The sequence below is a fragment of the Gemella sp. zg-1178 genome (genome assembly GCF_018790995.1).
Lineage (GTDB): Bacteria > Bacillota > Bacilli > Staphylococcales > Gemellaceae > Gemelliphila.
Window position 1 is genome coordinate 67,325 of sequence record NZ_JAHKEI010000004.1, and the last position, 20,647, is coordinate 87,971.

Here is a 20,647-nt window from a genome sequence, read left to right on the forward strand (position 1 = left end):
TGCGAGGTAAAAATTATGGATAAAGATAAGGAACTTCATTGTTCATTTTGTGGTAAAAAATCAGAAGATGTTTTTAAATTAATAGCAGGTAATGGAGTATATATCTGTGATGAATGTGTAGAATTATGTTCTGATATTATAGACGAACAAATTTATGCAGAAAAACAATATAATAATAAAAGATTTGAATTGTTAAAACCAAAAGAAATTTTAAAAAATTTGAATGAATATATAATTAGTCAAGATAAGGCAAAAAAATCAGTAGCAGTAGCTGTGTATAATCATTATAAGAGAATAACTTCAGATAAAAATAATTCTGATATAGATTTACAAAAAAGCAATATAGGATTAATAGGCTGTACTGGTTCTGGAAAAACTTTGATAGCTCAAACTTTAGCTAAAATGTTAGATGTTCCTTTTGCTATTGCAGATGCAACTACATTAACAGAGGCTGGCTATGTAGGTGAAGATGTAGAAAATATATTATTAAGATTAATTCAAAATGCTAATTATGATATAGAAAGAGCAGAAAAAGGAATAATCTATATTGATGAAATTGATAAAATTGCTAAAAAAGGTGAAAATGTTTCTATCACACGAGATGTATCAGGAGAAGGAGTGCAGCAAGCATTACTTAAAATCTTAGAGGGAACTGTAGCAAGCGTTCCACCACAGGGAGGAAGAAAACATCCCGGAGAAGAAATGATAAAAATAAATACAAAAGATATTTTATTTATAGTAGGTGGAGCATTCGCAGGAATTGAGGAAATTATAAAACGACGTCTGGGAGATAAGGTAATAGGTTTTTCAAATAATGATGAATTACACAAAACTTCAGAAAGTGCAACTATAATTTCTAAAGTTAAGCAAGAAGATTTGGTTAAATTTGGTATTATTCCAGAATTTATAGGAAGGATACCCCTAATTTGTTCATTAGATGAACTTAATGAAAAAGATTTAGTTAGGGTACTACTAGAACCAAAAAATTCTGTGGTTAAACAATACAAGTATTTATTTGAATTAGATAATGTAGAGTTGATATTTGAAGATGAGGCATTAAAAGAAATTGCTAAAGAATCAATAAGCAGAAAAACTGGTGCTAGAGGATTACGCTCAATTATTGAAGAAATATTGATGGATACTATGTTTGAAATTCCGAGTAGAGATAATATTAAAAAATGTATAGTATCCAAAGACAATGTAATTAAAAAAACAAGTCCTAAATTAATTTAAGGAGAAAAAAATTGACTAAGTATTATTTATTAGAACATAAGGAACTTTTTATTCCTGATAATATATATAATATAGAAATAAAAGATAAATATTTTTTAAGTACCATAAAAAATATTAAAAATAAACAATTTAGAATTTTTGTAACAATTAATAGGAAACCTATGGATAGTTTTAATGGTGACAAAGATTTAGATATTTATGATGAAAATGGTTTTAATAAATTTTATGGTACATATGGTAGCTTGAAATATGCTAAAGATAGCAAATTATACACATATATTTGTGAAGGTGTTGCAGATGTTTTAAGTGGCGTTTATAAAGATGATAGAGTTGAACATTTAGAAATTGCACAAAAAAATACAACAAATATTAACTTCGACCAAGAAAAAAAGTTGAAAGTTTTGAAAAAAATATTTAAAGAATTTTTAACTTTGGAAAGATTGGATTTAGGAATATTTAATATTAAAAATTTAGAAAAATTTATAAATAAAAATTTAAAATTTTTTCCATTAGATATTTTAATGATGAGAAGAGTTGTCTTTACTACCGACTTAGAAAAAAAAACAGACATTATTATAAAATCAATAGAAAATATAACTTCAGCTTCTACTTATAAGAGAGATATTGATAATAAAGTTCGTATTAATATAGATAATCAGCAAAAAGAATACTTTTTAAGAGAACAGATGAAGGTAGTACAAGATGAACTAAAAGAATTATCTCCAGATGAAGATGATATAGAGTTATTAAGAAAGAAAATACTTGAGTTAAAATTAAATAAAAATGATGAAGATACTCTTCTTAAAGAATTAAATAGATTAGAAAAAACGCCTGCTATAGCTCCTGAAAATTCTATAATTAGAAGTTATTTAGAAACAATAATATCGCTACCTTGGAATAAAGAAACAGTAGATAGAATAGATATTAAAGAATCTGAGAAAATACTTAATGAGTATCACTATGGCTTAGAAAAAATTAAAGAAAGAATTTTAGAGTTTTTAGCAGTTAAGAAATTGCGTAATGATATGAAATCTCCAATATTATGTTTAGTGGGACCTCCTGGAGTAGGTAAAAGTTCACTTGCAAAATCAGTAGCAAAGGCTATGGACAGAAATTTTATAAGATTGTCGCTAGGTGGAGTAAGAGATGAAGCTGAAATAAGAGGTCATAGAAGAACTTATGTTGGAGCTATGCCAGGTAAATTAATTCAATCTTTAAAAAAAGTTAAAACAAAAAATCCTGTAATATTACTTGATGAAATTGACAAGATGGCTTCTGATATAAAAGGCGACCCTGCGTCTGCCATGCTTGAAGTTATTGACCCAGACCAAAATTATGAATTTGCAGACCACTATTTAGATATTCCTTTTGATTTGTCAAAAGTACTATTTATAGCTACTGCTAATAATTTATCCCTTATTCCAGCACCACTAAGAGATAGAATGGAAGTAATCGAGTTAGAATCATATACAATAAAAGAAAAAGAAAATATTGCAACTAAGTATTTGATAAAGAATCAGATTTTAGAAAATGGTTTAACAGCAAATCAGATTAAATTTAGTAAGCAAGCTATCCTGAAAATTATAAATGGTTATACCTATGAAGCTGGTGTAAGAAATCTAAATAGATTGATAGGAAAAGTTTGTAGAAAAGCAGCTTTAAGAATATTAAAGGGTGAGGAAAAAATCAAAATAGGACTTGCAACGATTGAAGAATTTTTAGGTTATGCTAGGTATGACTTAAAAGAAAAAAATTCAAAACCAGAAGTTGGTATTGTTAATGGACTTGCATATACAACAGTAGGAGGAGATACTTTAGAAATAGAAACAAGTATATCTAAAGGAAATGGAAAAATAATTCTAACAGGTAAACTTGGAGATGTTATGAAAGAATCTGCACAAACTGCCATATCTTATTTGCGTTCACATTCTAAAGAATTAGAATTTGATAATATTGATTTTAATAAAATCGATATACACTTGCACGTGCCAGAGGGTGCTATTCCAAAAGATGGCCCTTCTGCAGGAATAGCAATAACAACTTCATTATATTCTACTTTAACCAATAAAAGAGTTAATAACGATATTGCTATGACTGGAGAAATTACTCTTCATGGTAAAGTTTTGCCAATAGGTGGAGTTAAAGAAAAAGTTCTTAGTTCTGAGAAAATGGGTATCAATACTATTATTTTACCTTTTAAAAATAAGGGAGATTTAAGCGACATACCCTCAGAAATAAAAGAAAACCTAAATATTTATTTTGTTAAAAATATTTCTGAAGTTTTTGAAATAGTTTTTAAAAAGGAGATTAGATGCTAAAATTTAATATAAATAATGTTGAATTAATAATTAGTGCCGTTTCTAAAAAACAGTATCCAGAATATGTTCTTCCAGAAGTAGCTATGTGTGGTAGGTCAAATGTTGGCAAGTCTTCTTTTATAAATACTATTTTAAATAGGAAAAACTATGCTCGTGTTTCAGCAAAACCGGGTAAGACAAGAACATTGAATTTTTTTGATATAGATAAAAAACTTGTTTTAGTAGATGTTCCTGGTTATGGTTATGCAAAACTATCAAAAAAAGAAAAAGAGAAATTATATGATATGATAGTAGAGTATTTTGTTAATAGGGGTAATTTACAATTTGTCTTACATTTATTGGATAGCAGACATACTCCATCTGAAGATGATATAATGATGAATGAATTTTTGAATTATTATCAAATACCATTTGTTATAATATTAACAAAAACAGATAAAATTTCTAAAAATGAATTATTAAAAAATAAAAACAAAATTACAAAATTTTTAGATTTAACAAATAATATAGATATAATTCCATTTTCAGCTGTAAAAAAATTAAATATTGACAAAGTATTATCTACAATTAATAAAGTTGTCGAGTAAAATAAGCAAGGCACTATTAGTGCTTTGTTTATTTTTTGATAAAATTAGTTTAAGTTATTATGATAAAATTATTATTTGAGGTATAATTTATGATATACGGGATAGGAACTGATATAGAAAGCATAGAAAGATTTTATGAATTTTTTGATAAAAAAAATTATATAGAAAAAATTTATACACAATCTGAAATAGAAGAATTTAATAGTATAAATAATTCTAGGAGAAAAGCAGAATTTTTAGCAAGTAGATATGCAGTTAAAGAAGCTATGAGTAAAGCATTGGGTGTTGGAATTTCTAAATATTTTTCTTTTAAAGACGTTGAAGTAAAAAAAGATATTTTAGGAAAACCAATGATTGAATATAAAAATTTTGTTGTACATCTTACGATTAGTCATAATAAAGATAATGTAGTTGCTTTTGTCTTATTAGAGAAAGAGGATGAATAAAATGATACAGGATAGACCAACATATTTAAAAGTAGATTTAGATAATATATTATTTAATTATAATGAAATAAAAAAATTATTTGATAACAAAGAAATTATGGCAGTTATAAAAGCTGATGCTTATGGTCTAGGTGCTAAACAAGTAGGTAAATATCTGTATGATAATGGAGTAAAATATTTTGCAGTTACTACACTAGAAGAAGCCATAGAATTGAGAAAAAATGTTGGTGATGAACCTTTAATTTTAGTTTTAGGGGTAATAAATCCACAAAATATAAAATATGCAACTGATAAAAATATATCACTTTGCTGTCCATCAGTAGATTGGTTAAAAGAAGTTATTTTATATTTAGATGATATTTCAAAAAAACTTAAATTACATTTAAAAATAGATAGCGGTATGTCTAGGATAGGTATAACTACTGAAGAAGAAGCTATTGAAATAAATAATTTATTACAGGATGGTAGAATAGAATTAGAAGGAATTTTTAGCCACTATGCAAACTCTGATGACAGTAATATTGATTATGATATTAAGCAAAGAGAAAAATTTAATTCTTTAGTATCAAATATAAGTTTAAAAGCAAAATATATTCATCAAGAAAATTCTGCAGCAACACTTAGATATGTAAAAAATGATTATAATTTTAATTTGGCAAGAGTAGGAATATCTATTTTTGGGCAATATCCAAGTGAAGAAATTAAAAAAATTTCTAACGTAAAATTAAAAAATGTGTCTTCACTTATTAGTAGAGTTATTCATGTTAAAAAAATAGCTCCACATACAAAAGTAGGTTATGGTTGTACATATGAAAGCTCTGAAGAAGAATTTATAGCTACTATACCAATAGGTTATAGGGATGGTTTACTTAGAAGGGCACAAGGTTGGTCTGTAATGATAAATGGTAATTTATGCCAAATTGTTGGTAGAGTATGTATGGATCAATTAATGGTTAGATGTCCTAAAAAAGTTTCAGTGGGAGATGAAGTATTGTTCTATGGTTCTCATAATAATCAAACTTTAGATGTTGAAGAATTTGCTAATCATCAAAATACTATTCACTATGAAATTTTTTGTGTTATAGGTTCGAGAGTTCCAAGAAAATATTTTATAGCTAATAAAGAAGTGGAGATATAAAATGCAAGAAAGCATAATAAAAAATTTAGCTGCTAAATTAAAAGTTGATAAAAAATATGTTATTAATGTTCTTGATATGTTAGAAGCAGGTAATACTATTGCTTTTATAGCTAGATACAGAAAAGAAATGACAAATTCTTTAGATGAAGTAGCAATAAAGCAAATACAAGATGAATATAATTATTTACAAACGCTAGAAAACAGAAAAAAAGAAGTTATTAGATTGATAGAAGAAAAAGGTTTATTGACAGAAGAGTTAGAAAAGACAATTAATCTTCAAGAAAAATTACAACGTGTAGAAGATTTGTATAGACCTTTCAAAGAAAAAAAGAGAACAAAAGCAAGGATAGCAAAAGAAAAAGGACTAGAAGAGTTAGCTAAATTTATACTAACATTACCAAAAACTAAAATAGTATTGAATAAAGAAGCTAGTAAATATATTAATGAAGAAAAAGAAGTTTATAATGAAGAGGAAGCAATAAATTACGCTTTAGATATTATAGCTGAAAATATTTCTGATAATGCGAAATATAGGGAATATATCTTAGAAAACACTCGTAAATTCGGAAAATTAATAACTAAAGTCAAAAAAAATTCTGAAGAAAAAGATGAAAATAAAGTTTATATAAATTATTATGATTATACTGAACCAGTTTCAAAAATAGTTTCTCACAGAATATTAGCAGTAAATAGGGCAGAAAAAGAAGATATAATAAAAGTAAGTATAGATAATGACAAAGAAATATTATGTACTTATATTTTAAGAGATATTATAAAAAATAAAGATACAGAAATTAAGGAAATTTTATTAACTTGTATAGAAGATTCTTATAAACGTCTAATATTTCCATCAATCGAAAGAGAACTTAGAAGTGATTTGACGAAAAAAGCTGAAGAAGAAGCAGTAATAATTTTTTCCGAAAATTTAAAACAACTTTTATTACAAGTGCCATTAAAAGATAAAAGAGTTTTAGGTATTGACCCTGCTTTTAGAACAGGTTGTAAAATAGCTGCGGTTGATGAATATGGAAATTTTATTAGTAAAAATGTGATATATCCTCACAAACCAGCAAATTTAGAAAAACAAAAAGAAGCTGAAAAAATATTAATTGATATAATTACTAAAAATAAAATAAATTTAATTGCCATAGGTAATGGAACAGCATCAAGAGAAACTGAAACTTTTGTTTATAATACTTTGAGAGATAACAAATTAAAAATAGAATTTTGTATAGTTAATGAAGCTGGAGCTAGTGTATATTCTGCAAGTGAAATTGCTAGAGATGAATTTCCAGATTTTAATGTTGAAGAAAGAAGTGCAGTATCAATAGCAAGAAGAATACAAGACCCCTTAAGTGAGTTAGTAAAAATAGACCCTAAATCAATAGGAGTTGGTCAGTATCAACATGATATTAATCAAAAATATTTGGGAAAAGAATTAGATTTTGTTGTAGAAACTGTGGTTAATAATATTGGAGTAGATGTAAACACAGCTTCTGTTCCTCTTTTATCTTATGTGTCTGGAATAAATAGACAGATAGCTAAAAATATTGTAAAATATCGAAAAGAAAATGGGAAAATTACTTCTATAAAAGAAATTTCTAAAGTTTCAAGACTAGGTGAAAAAACTTACGAACAATGTGTAGGATTTTTTAGAATAGTTGATGGTGATAATATTTTAGATTCTACTGGTATTCACCCTGAAAGTTACCACATTGCAGAAAAAATAATAAATAGTTATGGAATTGAATTAAAAAATATTGGAACTAAAGAATTAAGTCAAAAATTAGATAACTTAGATTTGAATAAGGTATCCTTAGAATTAGGTTGTGGTTATGAAACTTTGTTTGATATAGTTAAAGAATTAAAACAACCGATGAGAGATATTCGTGATGCTTTTGAAAAACCATTATTAAAATCAGATATTTTAACTATTGAAGACCTTAAAATAGGCGACAAATTAAGTGGAACAATAAGAAATATTACTCAATTTGGAGCTTTTGTTGACATTGGTCTAAAACAAGACGCAATGGTTCATATTTCAAAAATCAGTAAAAGTTTTGTAAAAAATCCACTAGAAGTTTTAAATGTAGGAAAAATTGTTGAAGTTTATGTTATTGATATTGACAAAGAAAGAGGAAGGGTGTCCTTATCAATGATTAAAGATTAGTGAGGTAATGTATGAAAAAACATAGATATTTACCAAGTATAGATTCCTTGAGAGCCTTGGCAGTAATTTCGGTAATAATTTATCACATGATGCCTAATCATTTGCCAGGTGGTTTTTTAGGAGTAGACTTGTTTTTTGTACTATCTGGATATTTAATTAGTTCGTTAATTATGCAAGAGTATTCAGAAACAGGAAAAATATCACTTTCAAAATTTTATATAAGAAGAGCAAGAAGACTATTACCTGCTGTATATTTAATGATAAGTATAATATTAATTATTATGGTTTTGTTCAATAAATATATTCTGGAAAAAAGTTATCTCGATGCAATATTCGGTTATATTTATTCTAGTAATTGGTGGTATATGTTTCATAAATTAGATTATTTTGATTCTTTTTATTCTATAAGTCCATATAAACATTTATGGTCTTTAGCAATAGAAGAACAATTTTATATGATATTTCCTTTAATATTTATTATATTGCAAAAAATATCAAGTAAATTTAAAAACAAGAATATATTTTTTTATTCAATAATTTTTATGAGCTTATTGTCATTAATTACTCATATAATTTTATTTGATATAGACAATATAAATCGTGTTTATTATGGTACTGATACTAGAGCTTTTGGGCTTTTAGTGGGAGTTTTAGGAGCAATTTATTTTCCACTTTCAAAATTGACAGAAAAAGTAACTTTACAAGAAAATAAAAATTACACATTAATTTCGCTAGTTTCCATTTTAATTTTTATAATATCAATGTTTTATGTATCAGAATACAGTAAATTTTTATATTACGGTGGATTTTTCTTATTTTCTTGCTTGTTTTTGATTATTTTAATAAGCACGGGACATCAAAATACCTATATTTCAAAAATAATGTCATTTAAACCCTTAGTATATATTGGAAGATTTTCTTATAGTTTATACTTGTGGCATTTTCCAATAATTATCTTGACAAGACCTGCTTCCGAATCTGGAAATCCAAATTTATTTTTTAATTTAGCTAGATTAGTATTGATATTTCTAGTATCTTGGATAAGTTATAAATTTTTAGAAACACCGATAAGATATTTTGGATTTGCCAATTATTTAAAAAATATATTCAAAAAAATTTCCAACTTGTCAAAAAACATAAAAATATCTGCTTTATTAACAAGTTCATTAATAATTATCTTACTAGTTATGGGCTTGTTCGGTAAGGCATTTCCTTATATTTCTACAAAATTTGCAAATGATAATAGTGTAGAATTATCTAGTTCATTTGTTACAAACAATGCAGAAAATAATAACTACAATAAAGATAATAATAAAAAAGAAGATAAATCTAATGATGCTAATTCTGAAGAAACATTCTACAATAAAATCTTATTAATAGGTGACTCTCTTGCTGTTAATATTGGGGAAGAGATGACAACAAGATATCCAGAAATAGTTATAGACGGTAGAATAAGTAGACAAGGTGCAGAGGCTGTTGAAGTAGCAAAAAAATATGAAAATTATAATGATAAGAATGCAGCTGTAATATTCATATTAGGTACTAATGGAACTATAACAGAAAAACATATTGAAAGTTTAATTAAAACTTTTGAAAAATCTGATGTTTATTTTGTAAATATAAATGTTCCTAGAGCTTGGGAAGAAGGAAATAATAAACTTTTAGAAGAATCTAAAACAAAATATGAAAATTTTAATTTAATAGATTGGAATAAAAAATCAAAAAATCATCCTGAATATTTTAGACCTGATAATGTTCATCTTAGAGAAGAAGGTGTTACTGCTATGGCAGATTTAATTTCAAAAAATTTAAAATATCAAGTAAAGACAACGCCAACTCAATAAATTATAAATAATCTCAAAATTTAAAGATAATTTTGAGATTTTTTATATTAATAATATACTTGTTAGATACTAAAAAAAAATGTATAATTAAAAAATATAAAATATTTTCAGGAGAATAATAATGATGAAAAATTTACAAACACCTCACATTAAACCAAATGGTGTAGAGATTGCAGAAACTATACTATTACCTGGCGACCCACTTAGAGCAAAATTTATAGCTGAAAAATTTTTAGAAGAGCCTGTTTGCTTTAATGAAGTGAGAGGTATGCTTGGATATACAGGAAAATACAAAGGCAAAAAAATATCTGTAATGGGAACAGGAATGGGACCAGGAAGTATAGGTATTTACTCTTACGAATTAATTCACTTTTTTGGAGTTAAAAATTTAATTAGAATAGGAACTTGTGGTTCTCTTCAAGAGAATGTAAAAATATATGATATTATTTTAGGTATGGCATCATCAACAACAACTAACTTTACAGATCAATATAGATTGCCTGGTCAATTAAGTTTACACTCATCATTTGATTTGTTATCTAAAGCACATAATATTGCTAAAGAAAAAGATGTAAATGTTCATGTAGGAAATATTTTATCTAGCGATGTATTTTACAATGCAGACCCAGACGCTATGAAAAATTGGATGAAGATGGGGCTTCTTGGTGTTGAAATGGAAAGTACAGCCCTATATGCAACAGCTATGGCCGCTGGAGTTAATGCTTTAACTATTTTGACAGTTAGTGATTCTTTAGTTACTGGAGAAGAAACTACACCAGAAGAACGTCAAACTGCTTTTACTAAAATGATGGAAATAGCTTTAGAGTTAGCATAATATTTAAGAAAGGTAACAATATAATGTTTAATAAATTATTTGAACAGTGGATAAATAGTGATGCACTAACAAATGAAGAAAAAAAACAATTACTATCTATTTCTGATAATGAAACTGAAAAAGAAGATAGATTTTATAAAGAGTTAGAGTTTGGCACTGCTGGTTTGCGTGGTAAAGTAGGCATGGGAACAAATAGAATGAATAGATTTGTAATTGCTAGAGCAACAAAAGCAACGGCAAAAACTATAATTAACAGTGGCTTACAAGAAAAAGGAATAGTTATAGCCCATGATTGTAGGTTATTTTCTAAAGAATTTGCCAAATTATCAGCCTTAGTAATGGCAAGTAATGGAATTAAATCCTATCTTTTTGAAGATTTAAGACCGACCCCAGAATTATCTTATGCAATTCGTTATTTAAAAACTGCTAGTGGAATAAATATAACAGCCAGCCATAATCCTAAAGAATATAATGGCTATAAAGTTTATTGGGAAGAAGGTTCTCAAATAAAATCAAATATAAGCGATAAAGTATTAGAATATATCAATGAAATGGATATATTTGAAGAATATGTAAATATTTCTGAAGAAGAAGCTATAAAACAAGGATTGTTAGTTTATGTTGGAGAAGAAATAGACGAAGAGTTCTATAAAGAAGTTTTATCCCAATCTATTAATGACGATAATGTTGATAAAAATATTAGTGTAGTCTACACGCCATTAAATGGAGCAGGATATAAGGCAGTAACTACAGTTTTAGAAAGAAGAAATTTTAAAAATGTTCATGTTGTAGAAGAACAAAAAGAAGCTGATGGGACATTTCCAACAATAGAATATCCTAACCCTGAAGATTTAACAGCATTTGAATATAGTGAAAAATTAGCTAAAAAAGTTAATGCTGATATTCTTATTGCCACTGACCCAGACTGCGATAGACTTGCAGTAGAAGTATTACATAATGGAGAAATAGTTGCTCTTAATGGAAATCAAACTGGAGCAATTTTAGTTCAATATGTAGTTGAAAATTTACATAAAAAAGACAAACTACCAAAAAATCCTGTAATTGTAAAATCAATAGTTACTTCTAAGATGATAGAACAACTTTGTAAAGAATACGGAATAGAAGTTGTAGATGTTTTAACAGGTTTTAAAAATATAGCCGCCCTACCTAATAAGTTTGATATAACAAAAGAAAAAAATTATGTCATGGGTTATGAAGAAAGTATAGGTTATAATGTAGGAACTTTTGTTCGTGATAAAGATGGTGTTACCATAGCAATGATGCTTGTAGAAGCAGTAGCATACTACAAATTACAAGGGAAAACATTAATTGATGTAATTGAAGAATTTTATGAAAAATATGGATACTATTTAGATAAAACAATATCAGTTACTTTAGAAGGTGTAGCTGGTGCTAAAAGAATAAGTCGTATGATGACCGAAATAAGAAATATTTATGCTCGTGAAATTTCTGGAGCTAATATAGTTTCTGTAACAGATTATTTAGAAGAAAAAGAATATAACATTGCAAGTGGAAAAGAAATATCAATAGATATTGAAAAAACTAATGCTGTAAAATTTTATTACTCTGATGAAACTTGGTACACCCTAAGACCAAGTGGAACAGAACCAAAAATAAAATTATATATATATACAAAAGGAAACGACAAAAAATCTGCTGAAAGTAAAATATCTTTAGTAGAAAAAACAGTTCTTGATTTATTATATTCAATAGAGTAATTATAAATAATAAAGGAGTTATAATGAAAATAAGTGATACAAGAATAATAAGTAATTATACAGTTTATAAAAAACATTTGAATAGGCATAACACTTTATTCGGAGGTCAAATTCTTTTTTGGTTAGATGAAGTTATGGGAATGACTATAAGAAAATATTCTAAAACATTATTTGTAACAGCAAGTATAGATACTTATCAATTCATAGAACCTGTACAAAATAATGAATTATTAAAAATAGAATCTTATGTAACAAGAGTAGGTAACAAAAGTGTTGAAGTTTTTGGAGAAGTAACAGCCTACAATGCAGAAGAAAGAAAAAATAGATTAGTAGGAATTTCTTTTGCAACTTTTTCTATAAGAAAAGATATTAAAGAATTTTCTAAACTAGAAGATGTAGAATATGAAACGAAACTTGAAAAATTTGTTTGTGAGAGTTATAATGATAGAAAAGAAAATAAAGTTTCTATAAGAGAATTTACTAAAAACTATATAGAAAAATTTAATGAATATTACAGAGGATAAAAATATGAAATATGAAACTATGTTAAATAGATTTTTAAATTATGTAAAATTTGAAACTAGGTCTGATGCTAAAAATTTCACAATACCATCTACACCGCAACAAAAAGATTTTTTAAAAATGCTTCAAAAAGAACTAGAAGAATTAGGTTTAGCAGATATATATTTAAACGACGAAAATTGTTTTTTAACTGCGACGCTACCAGCTAATACAGATAAACCTTACGACAAAATAGGATTTATTGCTCATGTTGATACTGCCGATTTTAATTCTGTTGGAATTAAACCAAACGTTATAGAAAATTATGACGGAAAAGATATTATATTAAATAAAGAAGAAAATATCATTATGTCAGTAAAAGATTTTCCGAATTTATTAAATTATGCTGGACAAACCTTGATTACAACAGACGGGACAACGCTTTTAGGAGCAGATGATAAGGCAGGTCTTGTTGAAATAGTAGAAGCTATTAAATATTTACTAGAACACCCAGAAATAGAACATGGCGATATAAGAATAGCATTTGGTCCTGATGAAGAGATAGGCAGAGGGGCTGATAATTTTGATGCAAAACACTTTGCAACTGACTATGCATACACTATGGACGGTAGTGTTTTGGGAGAATTACAGTTTGAAAGTTTTAATGCTGCTCAAATAACTTATAAAATAAAAGGTGTAAGTGTTCATCCTGGAACAGCAAAAGATAAAATGAAAAATGCTAATACAATAGCAGTTGAGTTAGCAGCAATGTTCCCAGAAAAAGAAGTCCCAGAACATACTTCAGGTTATGAAGGTTTTTATTTATTACACAACATGGAAGCAAGAATCGAAGAAGCTAGTTTAACTTATATAATCAGAGATTTTAACAAAGAAAATTTCAATAAGAGAAAAGAGTTTTGTAAAGAAGTTGCTAAAAAAATTAATGAAAAATATGACGATGTAGTAGAGTACGACCTTTTTGACCAGTATTACAATATGGGAGATATAATAAAAAGTGATAAACGTTCAGTAAATAAAGCTGAACTAGCAATGAGAAATTTAGATATTACTCCGATAATTATACCAATTCGTGGGGGAACAGACGGTTCTAAAATATCATATATGGGTATTCCAACTCCTAATATTTTTGTTGGAGGAGAAAATTTCCACGGACAATATGAATTTTCTTGTTTAGAACATATGAAAAAAGCTTCTGATGTAATAGTGGAGATAGCAAAATTAGCAAAAAAGTAAAACCAATACGTTGGTGTAGTAAATAAGCTGGTATTTACCCAGCTTATTTATTTTATAATTATATATTTACATTATTAAATAACTATGTTAATATTGTTTGGTTAGTAAACTTTAAGGAGAAGATTAATGTCTAAAAAATTTAGAGAAGATATTAGAAATATAGCTATTATTGCCCATGTTGACCACGGTAAAACAACTCTTGTTGATGAATTGTTAAAACAATCGGGTATATTTCGTTCTAATGAACATGTAGAAGAAAGAGCAATGGATTCTAATGATTTAGAAAGAGAACGTGGTATAACAATATTAGCAAAAAATACTGCTATTGATTATGACGGAAAAAGAATTAATATACTAGATACTCCAGGACATGCCGATTTTGGTGGAGAAGTAGAAAGAATAATGAAAATGGTTGATGGTGTCCTTTTGGTAGTAGATGCTTATGAAGGAACAATGCCACAAACAAGATTTGTATTAAAAAAAGCTTTGCAACAACACTTAAAACCAATAGTTGTTGTTAATAAAATTGATAAAGATTCAGCTCGTCCAGAAGAAGTGGTGGACGAAGTAATAGATTTATTTATTGAATTAGGAGCAGATGATGACCAATTAGAATTTCCAGTTGTCTATGCTTCAGCAATTAATGGAACTGCTTCTTTAGATAGCGACCCAAGTAAACAAGATAGCAACATGAAGTGTCTGTATGAAACAATTTTAAAATATGTCCCAGCACCAGTAGACAATCATGAAGAACCTTTACAATTTCAAACAGCCCTATTAGATTATAATGATTATGTTGGACGTATCGGAATAGGTCGTGTATTTAGAGGACAAATGAGTCTAGGGGACTCTGTTACACTGATAAAATTAGACGGAACAGTTAAGAATTTCCGAGTTACAAAAATATTTGGATATTTTGGTTTGAAACGTGAAGAAATACAAACATCTAAAGCAGGAGATATAGTTGCAGTTAGCGGTATGGATGATATTAATGTTGGGGAAACAGTTTGCTCTATTGATTGTCAAGAGCCTTTGCCAGTTCTGTACATAGACGAACCGACATTGCAGATGACATTTTTAGTAAATAATTCACCATTTGCAGGAAAAGAAGGAAAATGGGTAACTGCAAGAAAAATTGAAGATAGATTAATGCAACAGTTAGAAACTGATGTTTCTTTAAGAGTAGAACAAGCAAGTAGTGATTCTTGGGTTGTTAGTGGACGTGGAGAATTGCATTTGTCAATATTAATAGAAAATATGAGAAGAGAAGGTTTTGAATTGCAAGTTTCTAAGCCCGAAGTAATAATAAAAAATATTGACGGCGTTGATTGCGAACCTATCGAAAGAGTACAAATAGATACTCCTGAAGATTGTGTTGGAGCTGTAATAGAATCTATCGGTCAGCGTAAAGGTGATATGGTTGATATGCAATCAGACGGAAATGGACAAACAAGACTTATATTTAATGTTCCAGCAAGGGGATTAATAGGATATAGAACAGAATTTATGTCTTTAACTAAAGGATATGGTATTTTAAATCATACATTTGATTCTTATCAGCCTATGCAAAAAGTGCGTGTCGGTGGTAGAAGAAATGGAGTATTAGTTGCCCTTGAAAACGGTCAGACTACAGCTTATTCAATATCAAGTTTAGAAGATAGGGGTATTGTATTTGTTGAACCAGGAACAGATGTTTATGGTGGTATGATTGTTGGTGAAAATAATAGAGAAAATGATTTAACAGTAAATATCACAAAAGCAAAAGCACAAACTAATGTTCGTTCATCAACAAAAGACCAAACTGTAACATTGAAAAAAGCAAAAATAATGACTTTAGAAGAAAGTTTAGAATACTTAAATGATGATGAATATTTAGAAGTTACTCCAGAATCTATTAGATTAAGGAAAAAAGAACTTGATAAAGCTGTCAGAGAAAAGATGGCAAGAAAAGCTAAATATTCTGAAGAATAAAAGATATTAGCTAAAGTTTAAAAACTAGAAAATAAATAAAGAATGTGTTATAATCTATTCATAATTTTATTCATAGGAGGTATGAATTATGCCAAATATTTATGGATTTGGAATGTATGGAATATCAGGAACTTATTTACTTTATTTTGCTTTACTTATGATAATTCCACTTTGGGCACAAATGAAGGTTAAAAGCACATATAGTAGATACAAAACAGTAAAAACTTTATCTGGACTTACAGGAAAAGAAGTAGCAGAAGTAATATTAAAAGCTAATGGAATAACAGACGTTAAAGTTGTTAGGGGAGAAGTTGAACTATCAGACCACTATAATCCTAAAGAAAACTTAGTTGTATTATCTCCGATAGTATATTCACAACCAACGGTGGCTTCTGTCGCCATAGCAGCACACGAAATTGGACATGTTATTCAAGATAAGGTTGCAGACTATAAGCCTATGAGATTAAGACATTCACTTGTACCTATTGCAAATTTAGGAAGTAATTTATCTATGATTTTAATAATGGTAGGTCTAGGTTTGACTTACTTTATGACAGGAGGCTTAGGTATTTATATAGCATGGATTGGTGTTCTATTTATGTTGTTTGCGGTTCTGTTTCAAATTGTAACTTTACCAGTAGAATTTGATGCTTCAAAAAGAGCTTTGGAGCAAGTAGTTGATTTAGGAATAGTAAACAGTCAAGAACACAGACACTGTAAGAAAGTTCTTACAGCAGCAGCCCTAACTTATGTTGCAGTTGCAGTTGTTGCATTAATGGAATTAATGAGATTTATCTTGATAATTTTAAATGTAAATAATAATAGAAGTTAAATATACAAGAATTACTTAAAATTAATAAATTTATTTTAAGTAATTTTTTTTTGTGCTATAATTATATTGAAAAAATTTTTTACATTTGGAGGTAACATGAACAATATAAAAGTTGAACGATTAGTAATGGATATGATTGATGAAAATTGTTATATCATTCATAAAGATGAGAGGGCAATAATTGTAGACCCAGGGTATGGTTTTAAAAAAATAAAAAAAGAAATAGATAGATTATTTTTGAATGTAGAAGCTATTATTTTAACACACGCACATTTTGACCACATAGCTGGACTAGATGAATGTAGAAAATATTATAAAATTCCGGTCTACATTTCACCAAAAGAAAGTGATTGGCTTTCTTCTCCAGAATTAAATTTATCTTCTGTTGCGGGTATAGAAAATGGTATTAAAACTTTCCCAGCAGAATTTGAATTTGAAAATTACAAAGAATATACTTTAGCAGGTATGACATTTAAAGTTTTACCTACACCAGGGCATTCGCCAGGAGGACTGTCATTTGACTTTGGAGATTTTGTTGTAGTAGGAGATGCTTTATTTATGAGCGGTTATGGTAGATACGATTTACCTGGTTCAGATTATAAGGAGTTAAAAAATTCTATACATAATGTATTATTTAAGTTAGATGGAAATAAAAAAGTTTATCCAGGACATGGCTATGATACTTATATAAAAAGAGAGAAAGACTTAAATTTAATATAAAATTTTAATTCATAAGGAGGAAGGTTTATGAAGTATAATTTACCGAATATTAGAAAATATAAGTTATTAAAAGGTATAATTAATTCTTTAATTATTTTTTTTATATCATTTTTATTTGTTAAAATTTTTAATTTTTACTTATATATATTGTTATTTTTCATCGTTTTATTTTGTATTATGATATTTAATATTATTTTTTATCAAATTTTCTTTAAAAAATATCAAGAAAATACATATATAACTTTAAGTGATATAGAAATTATTAATAATATAAATAGATTTTATACATTTTATTTTAAAAAGGATATAATACCTACTAAAAATATTTTATGTTATGAAATAAGACAAGGTTTTATTATGAAATATTTTTCTTTATATAAATTATCAATATCATCTTCATCTGACACAACAAGTATTTATGTGGAAGAAACCAAGATATATCAAATTGAAGAAATTATAAAAAATTATATTAATAAAAATATTATAAAGGAGGAAAATTATGAAGAATAAGAAAATAAAATTAAGTCCTTTTTATATTCTTTTTAGATTTTTTTCAAATTATAAGCTGTTAATACTATTCTTATTTAATATTAAAAATACTAAAAGTTCAAAAGAATTTTTGCTTATGTTACTATTATTTGGGTTAATAAATTTGGCCTATCAAATTTTAAGTTATGTTAATACTTTTTATGAGTTAAAAGAAGATTCTTTGATATATAATCATGGTTTTATAAAAAAAGAAATAAAAATAATACAATTTTCAAATATTCAAAATATAGATTCTTCAGCTAATATTTTATATCAATTATTTGGTTTAGTATCTTTAGATATTAATATTTTGAATGAAAATGTTAAATTATCTCCTATTACAAGAAACGAAGCAAATAGTCTTATACATAATGTAAATAAATTGCCATCAGAAGATAATTTATTAGCAAAAGATGATGCAACTTTTAAACTAACATTAAAAAATTTATTTCTTTTAGGTTTATTAGAATCTAAGATAATAGCAACAATTCTTATAATTATGACTTTTTTAGATAAAATTGCAGACTTTTTTAAAGATTTTTTTGATTTTAATTTAAAGAATTATTTACTTTCTAAAGGTGAGGGTTATCCTATAGATATTATATCTTTTATATCTGCCTTGTTCCTTATTTTATTTATTATTTTTATCATTTCATTTTTATTAGCAATGATTAAATTTTATGGATTCACTTTACAAAATAAAGAGGATAAACTTATTTTAAAATACGGTTTAGTAAATAAAAATGCTTTAGTTATTAAAAAAGAAAGGATACAAAAAATTTCGATAATAGAAAGTTATAAATCTAGGTTATTCAAGTTAGCAAGTTTGGAAATAGTTACTACTGCAAGTAATGTAATTGATGATATATCTAAAAATAAAAACAATATAATATTAATTCCTATAGCTAAAAAAGAATTTATTGATAATTTTTTAAAAGAAGTTTTATACTTAGATACTGCTAATTATGAAAAAGAAAATTATGAAAAAACACCTGCTAGGGCTAAGAAAATTATTTTACGTTGGAGAATAATTGGTTGCTTTACTGTTTTAGTTTTAATTAATATTTGCTTGCTTGTTTTACCAATAGAAAAATGGAAACTTTCTGTTTTTTCAATATATTTTATAAGCCATTTTGCTTTTTTAATTCTAGTAGTTTTTGCCATAGGAACTTACAAGTATAATGTTAAAAATCTTGCCATAAGTTTGTCAGAAAATATGATTATAAAAAAAGATACTTTTTATTTTAATAAAAGAATAGATTATTTAAAGTCCATTAAGGTAGGTAGTATTTCAATAAAAAGTAATGTGTTTTTGAAAAAGAAAAAATTATGTCATATAGTTATAAATTCTATCGGTAAAAATTCTGACTTGATATTACCCTATTATGAAGAAAATTTTGTCGATAAGGTTAAGACCTATTTAGAAAAGGAGTAGTTATGAAAGAAATATTTAAAAAACAAAATATAGAACTTGATAAAGAAAGTTTAAAAGTTATAAGAATAGGTAATTTTATACCTCTTGCTGTATATTCTTTAATAATTTTTAGTGTTTTTACATATTTGATAATTTCTAACAAAATTTCAGTAATAAATTTTAAAAATTTTTTGATAATTTATTTTGTGTTAAATTTATTAATAATAGCATATATCTTAATAGAAACTAATGTTTTTTGTAAAATTTATTCTTATACAATATCTAATGAGGGAATTATAATTGTATCAGGTGTTTTTATTAAATCAAAAATATTTATACCCTATAATATTATTCAGAGTGTGGATATAAATAAAGGACCTATAATTAGAAAATTTGGATATTCAAATATTGATATAAAAACTTTAAAAGAAAATATTGAAATATATTATATTAAAAATGAAAATCTTGAAAAAATAAAGGAACAAATATTAAATAATAAAAATTTATATAAATTGAAATATTAATTAATTTTACTATTGACATTCGGATATAAAATTTGTATAATTATAAATGTTCTGTTGAACGTTATATTCCACAGTAGCTCAGTTGGTAGTAGCATCTGACTGTTAATCAGAGGGTCGCAGGTTCGAGTCCTGCCTGTGGAGCTTGGAGTAGTACTCAAGAGGCTGAAGAGGCGCCCCTGCTAAGGGTGTAGGTCGGGAAACCGGCGCGAGGGTTCAAATCCCTCCTGCTCCGTTATTTTGGCCCGTTGGTCAAGTGGTTAAGACACCGCCCTTTCACGGCGGTAACACGGGTTCGAATCCCGTACGGGTCACCATTTGAATTTTTTAGAGATTATAATATCGTTTTGGTCCCGTGGTGTAGCGGTTATCACGCCTGCCTGTCACGCAGGAGATCGCGGGTTCGATTCCCGTCGGGACCGCCATTATAATTTCTTTTTTTATTTATGGCGGCTGTGGCGAAGTGGTTAACGCATCGGATTGTGGTTCCGACATACGCGGGTTCGATTCCCGTCAGCCGCCCCATTTTTGAATTTATCTAGTTCTAATTTAGTTATCTAAGTTAGAACTTTTTTAATATCCTGTATCGCTTATAA

The 20,647-nt window shown here is 27.1% G+C and carries 17 protein-coding genes and 5 tRNA genes; all 22 read left to right on the top strand.

All coding sequences use genetic code 11. The features are described 5' to 3' along the window. The first annotated feature begins 15 nt into the window (after positions 1–15). Positions 16–1,233, top strand: a complete 1,218-nt coding sequence (clpX, locus tag KMP12_RS01585; RefSeq protein ID WP_215755992.1) for an ATP-dependent Clp protease ATP-binding subunit ClpX — start codon at positions 16–18, stop codon at positions 1,231–1,233. A gap of 11 nt (positions 1,234–1,244) precedes the next feature. After that, the gene (lon, locus tag KMP12_RS01590) at positions 1,245–3,551 is read left to right on the top strand and encodes an endopeptidase La (RefSeq protein WP_215755993.1); all 2,307 of its coding nucleotides are present in this window, start codon (positions 1,245–1,247) and stop codon (positions 3,549–3,551) included. Then, a complete protein-coding gene (gene yihA, locus KMP12_RS01595) occupies positions 3,545–4,138 on the top strand; it encodes a ribosome biogenesis GTP-binding protein YihA/YsxC (RefSeq protein ID WP_215755994.1) in 594 nt (197 codons plus the stop codon). Before lon ends, yihA begins: the two co-directional genes overlap by 7 nt. 89 nt (positions 4,139–4,227) lie before the next feature. Next, the gene (acpS, locus tag KMP12_RS01600; RefSeq protein ID WP_215755995.1) at positions 4,228–4,584 is read left to right on the top strand and encodes a holo-ACP synthase; all 357 of its coding nucleotides are present in this window, start codon (positions 4,228–4,230) and stop codon (positions 4,582–4,584) included. A 1-nt stretch (position 4,585) separates the two neighbouring features. Beyond that, entirely contained in the window at positions 4,586–5,722 is a 1,137-nt protein-coding gene (gene alr / locus KMP12_RS01605; protein ID WP_215755996.1) for an alanine racemase, read from the top strand. Between the two features lies 1 nt (position 5,723). Next, positions 5,724–7,892: a Tex family protein gene (locus KMP12_RS01610; protein WP_215755997.1), complete on the top strand. Its 2,169-nt coding sequence runs from the start codon at positions 5,724–5,726 to the stop codon at positions 7,890–7,892. Between the two features lie 11 nt (positions 7,893–7,903). Further along, positions 7,904–9,736: an acyltransferase family protein gene (locus KMP12_RS01615; RefSeq protein ID WP_215755998.1), complete on the top strand. Its 1,833-nt coding sequence runs from the start codon at positions 7,904–7,906 to the stop codon at positions 9,734–9,736. A gap of 124 nt (positions 9,737–9,860) precedes the next feature. Continuing rightward, positions 9,861–10,571 carry a purine-nucleoside phosphorylase gene (gene deoD / locus KMP12_RS01620; protein ID WP_215756032.1) on the top strand — a complete coding sequence of 237 codons (711 nt, stop codon included), beginning with the start codon at positions 9,861–9,863 and terminating at the stop codon, positions 10,569–10,571. A gap of 23 nt (positions 10,572–10,594) precedes the next feature. Next, positions 10,595–12,310: a phospho-sugar mutase gene (locus KMP12_RS01625; protein WP_215755999.1), complete on the top strand. Its 1,716-nt coding sequence runs from the start codon at positions 10,595–10,597 to the stop codon at positions 12,308–12,310. Positions 12,311–12,333: 23 nt separating this feature from the next. Continuing rightward, a complete protein-coding gene (locus KMP12_RS01630) occupies positions 12,334–12,834 on the top strand; it encodes an acyl-CoA thioesterase (protein ID WP_215756000.1) in 501 nt (166 codons plus the stop codon). A gap of 4 nt (positions 12,835–12,838) precedes the next feature. Further along, on the top strand, positions 12,839–14,065 hold the full coding sequence (pepT, locus tag KMP12_RS01635) for a peptidase T (RefSeq protein ID WP_215756033.1): 1,227 nt from the start codon (positions 12,839–12,841) through the stop codon (positions 14,063–14,065). 126 nt (positions 14,066–14,191) lie between these two features. Beyond that, positions 14,192–16,036: a translational GTPase TypA gene (typA, locus tag KMP12_RS01640; protein WP_215756001.1), complete on the top strand. Its 1,845-nt coding sequence runs from the start codon at positions 14,192–14,194 to the stop codon at positions 16,034–16,036. Positions 16,037–16,124: 88 nt separating this feature from the next. After that, positions 16,125–16,868, top strand: a complete 744-nt coding sequence (locus KMP12_RS01645; RefSeq protein WP_252344655.1) for a zinc metallopeptidase — start codon at positions 16,125–16,127, stop codon at positions 16,866–16,868. A 96-nt stretch (positions 16,869–16,964) separates the two neighbouring features. Further along, positions 16,965–17,588: an MBL fold metallo-hydrolase gene (locus KMP12_RS01650; RefSeq protein ID WP_215756002.1), complete on the top strand. Its 624-nt coding sequence runs from the start codon at positions 16,965–16,967 to the stop codon at positions 17,586–17,588. A 27-nt stretch (positions 17,589–17,615) separates the two neighbouring features. Then, complete coding sequence (locus KMP12_RS01655) at positions 17,616–18,098, top strand: hypothetical protein (RefSeq protein WP_215756003.1); 483 nt, start codon at positions 17,616–17,618, stop codon at positions 18,096–18,098. Then, positions 18,088–19,551 (top strand): PH domain-containing protein, encoded by a 1,464-nt coding sequence (locus KMP12_RS01660; RefSeq protein ID WP_215756004.1) that lies wholly within the window; start codon positions 18,088–18,090, stop codon positions 19,549–19,551. Before KMP12_RS01655 ends, KMP12_RS01660 begins: the two co-directional genes overlap by 11 nt. Before the next feature lie 2 nt (positions 19,552–19,553). Next, a complete protein-coding gene (locus KMP12_RS01665; RefSeq protein WP_215756005.1) occupies positions 19,554–20,054 on the top strand; it encodes a PH domain-containing protein in 501 nt (166 codons plus the stop codon). 67 nt (positions 20,055–20,121) lie between these two features. After that, positions 20,122–20,195: transfer RNA gene (locus KMP12_RS01670), tRNA-Asn, on the top strand. A 3-nt stretch (positions 20,196–20,198) separates the two neighbouring features. Then, positions 20,199–20,286, top strand: a tRNA-Ser gene (locus tag KMP12_RS01675). Between the two features lie 7 nt (positions 20,287–20,293). Further along, positions 20,294–20,368: transfer RNA gene (locus tag KMP12_RS01680), tRNA-Glu, on the top strand. A gap of 32 nt (positions 20,369–20,400) precedes the next feature. After that, a tRNA-Asp gene (locus KMP12_RS01685) sits at positions 20,401–20,476 on the top strand. Between the two features lie 24 nt (positions 20,477–20,500). Then, positions 20,501–20,576: transfer RNA gene (locus KMP12_RS01690), tRNA-His, on the top strand. Positions 20,577–20,647: the final 71 nt, after the last annotated feature.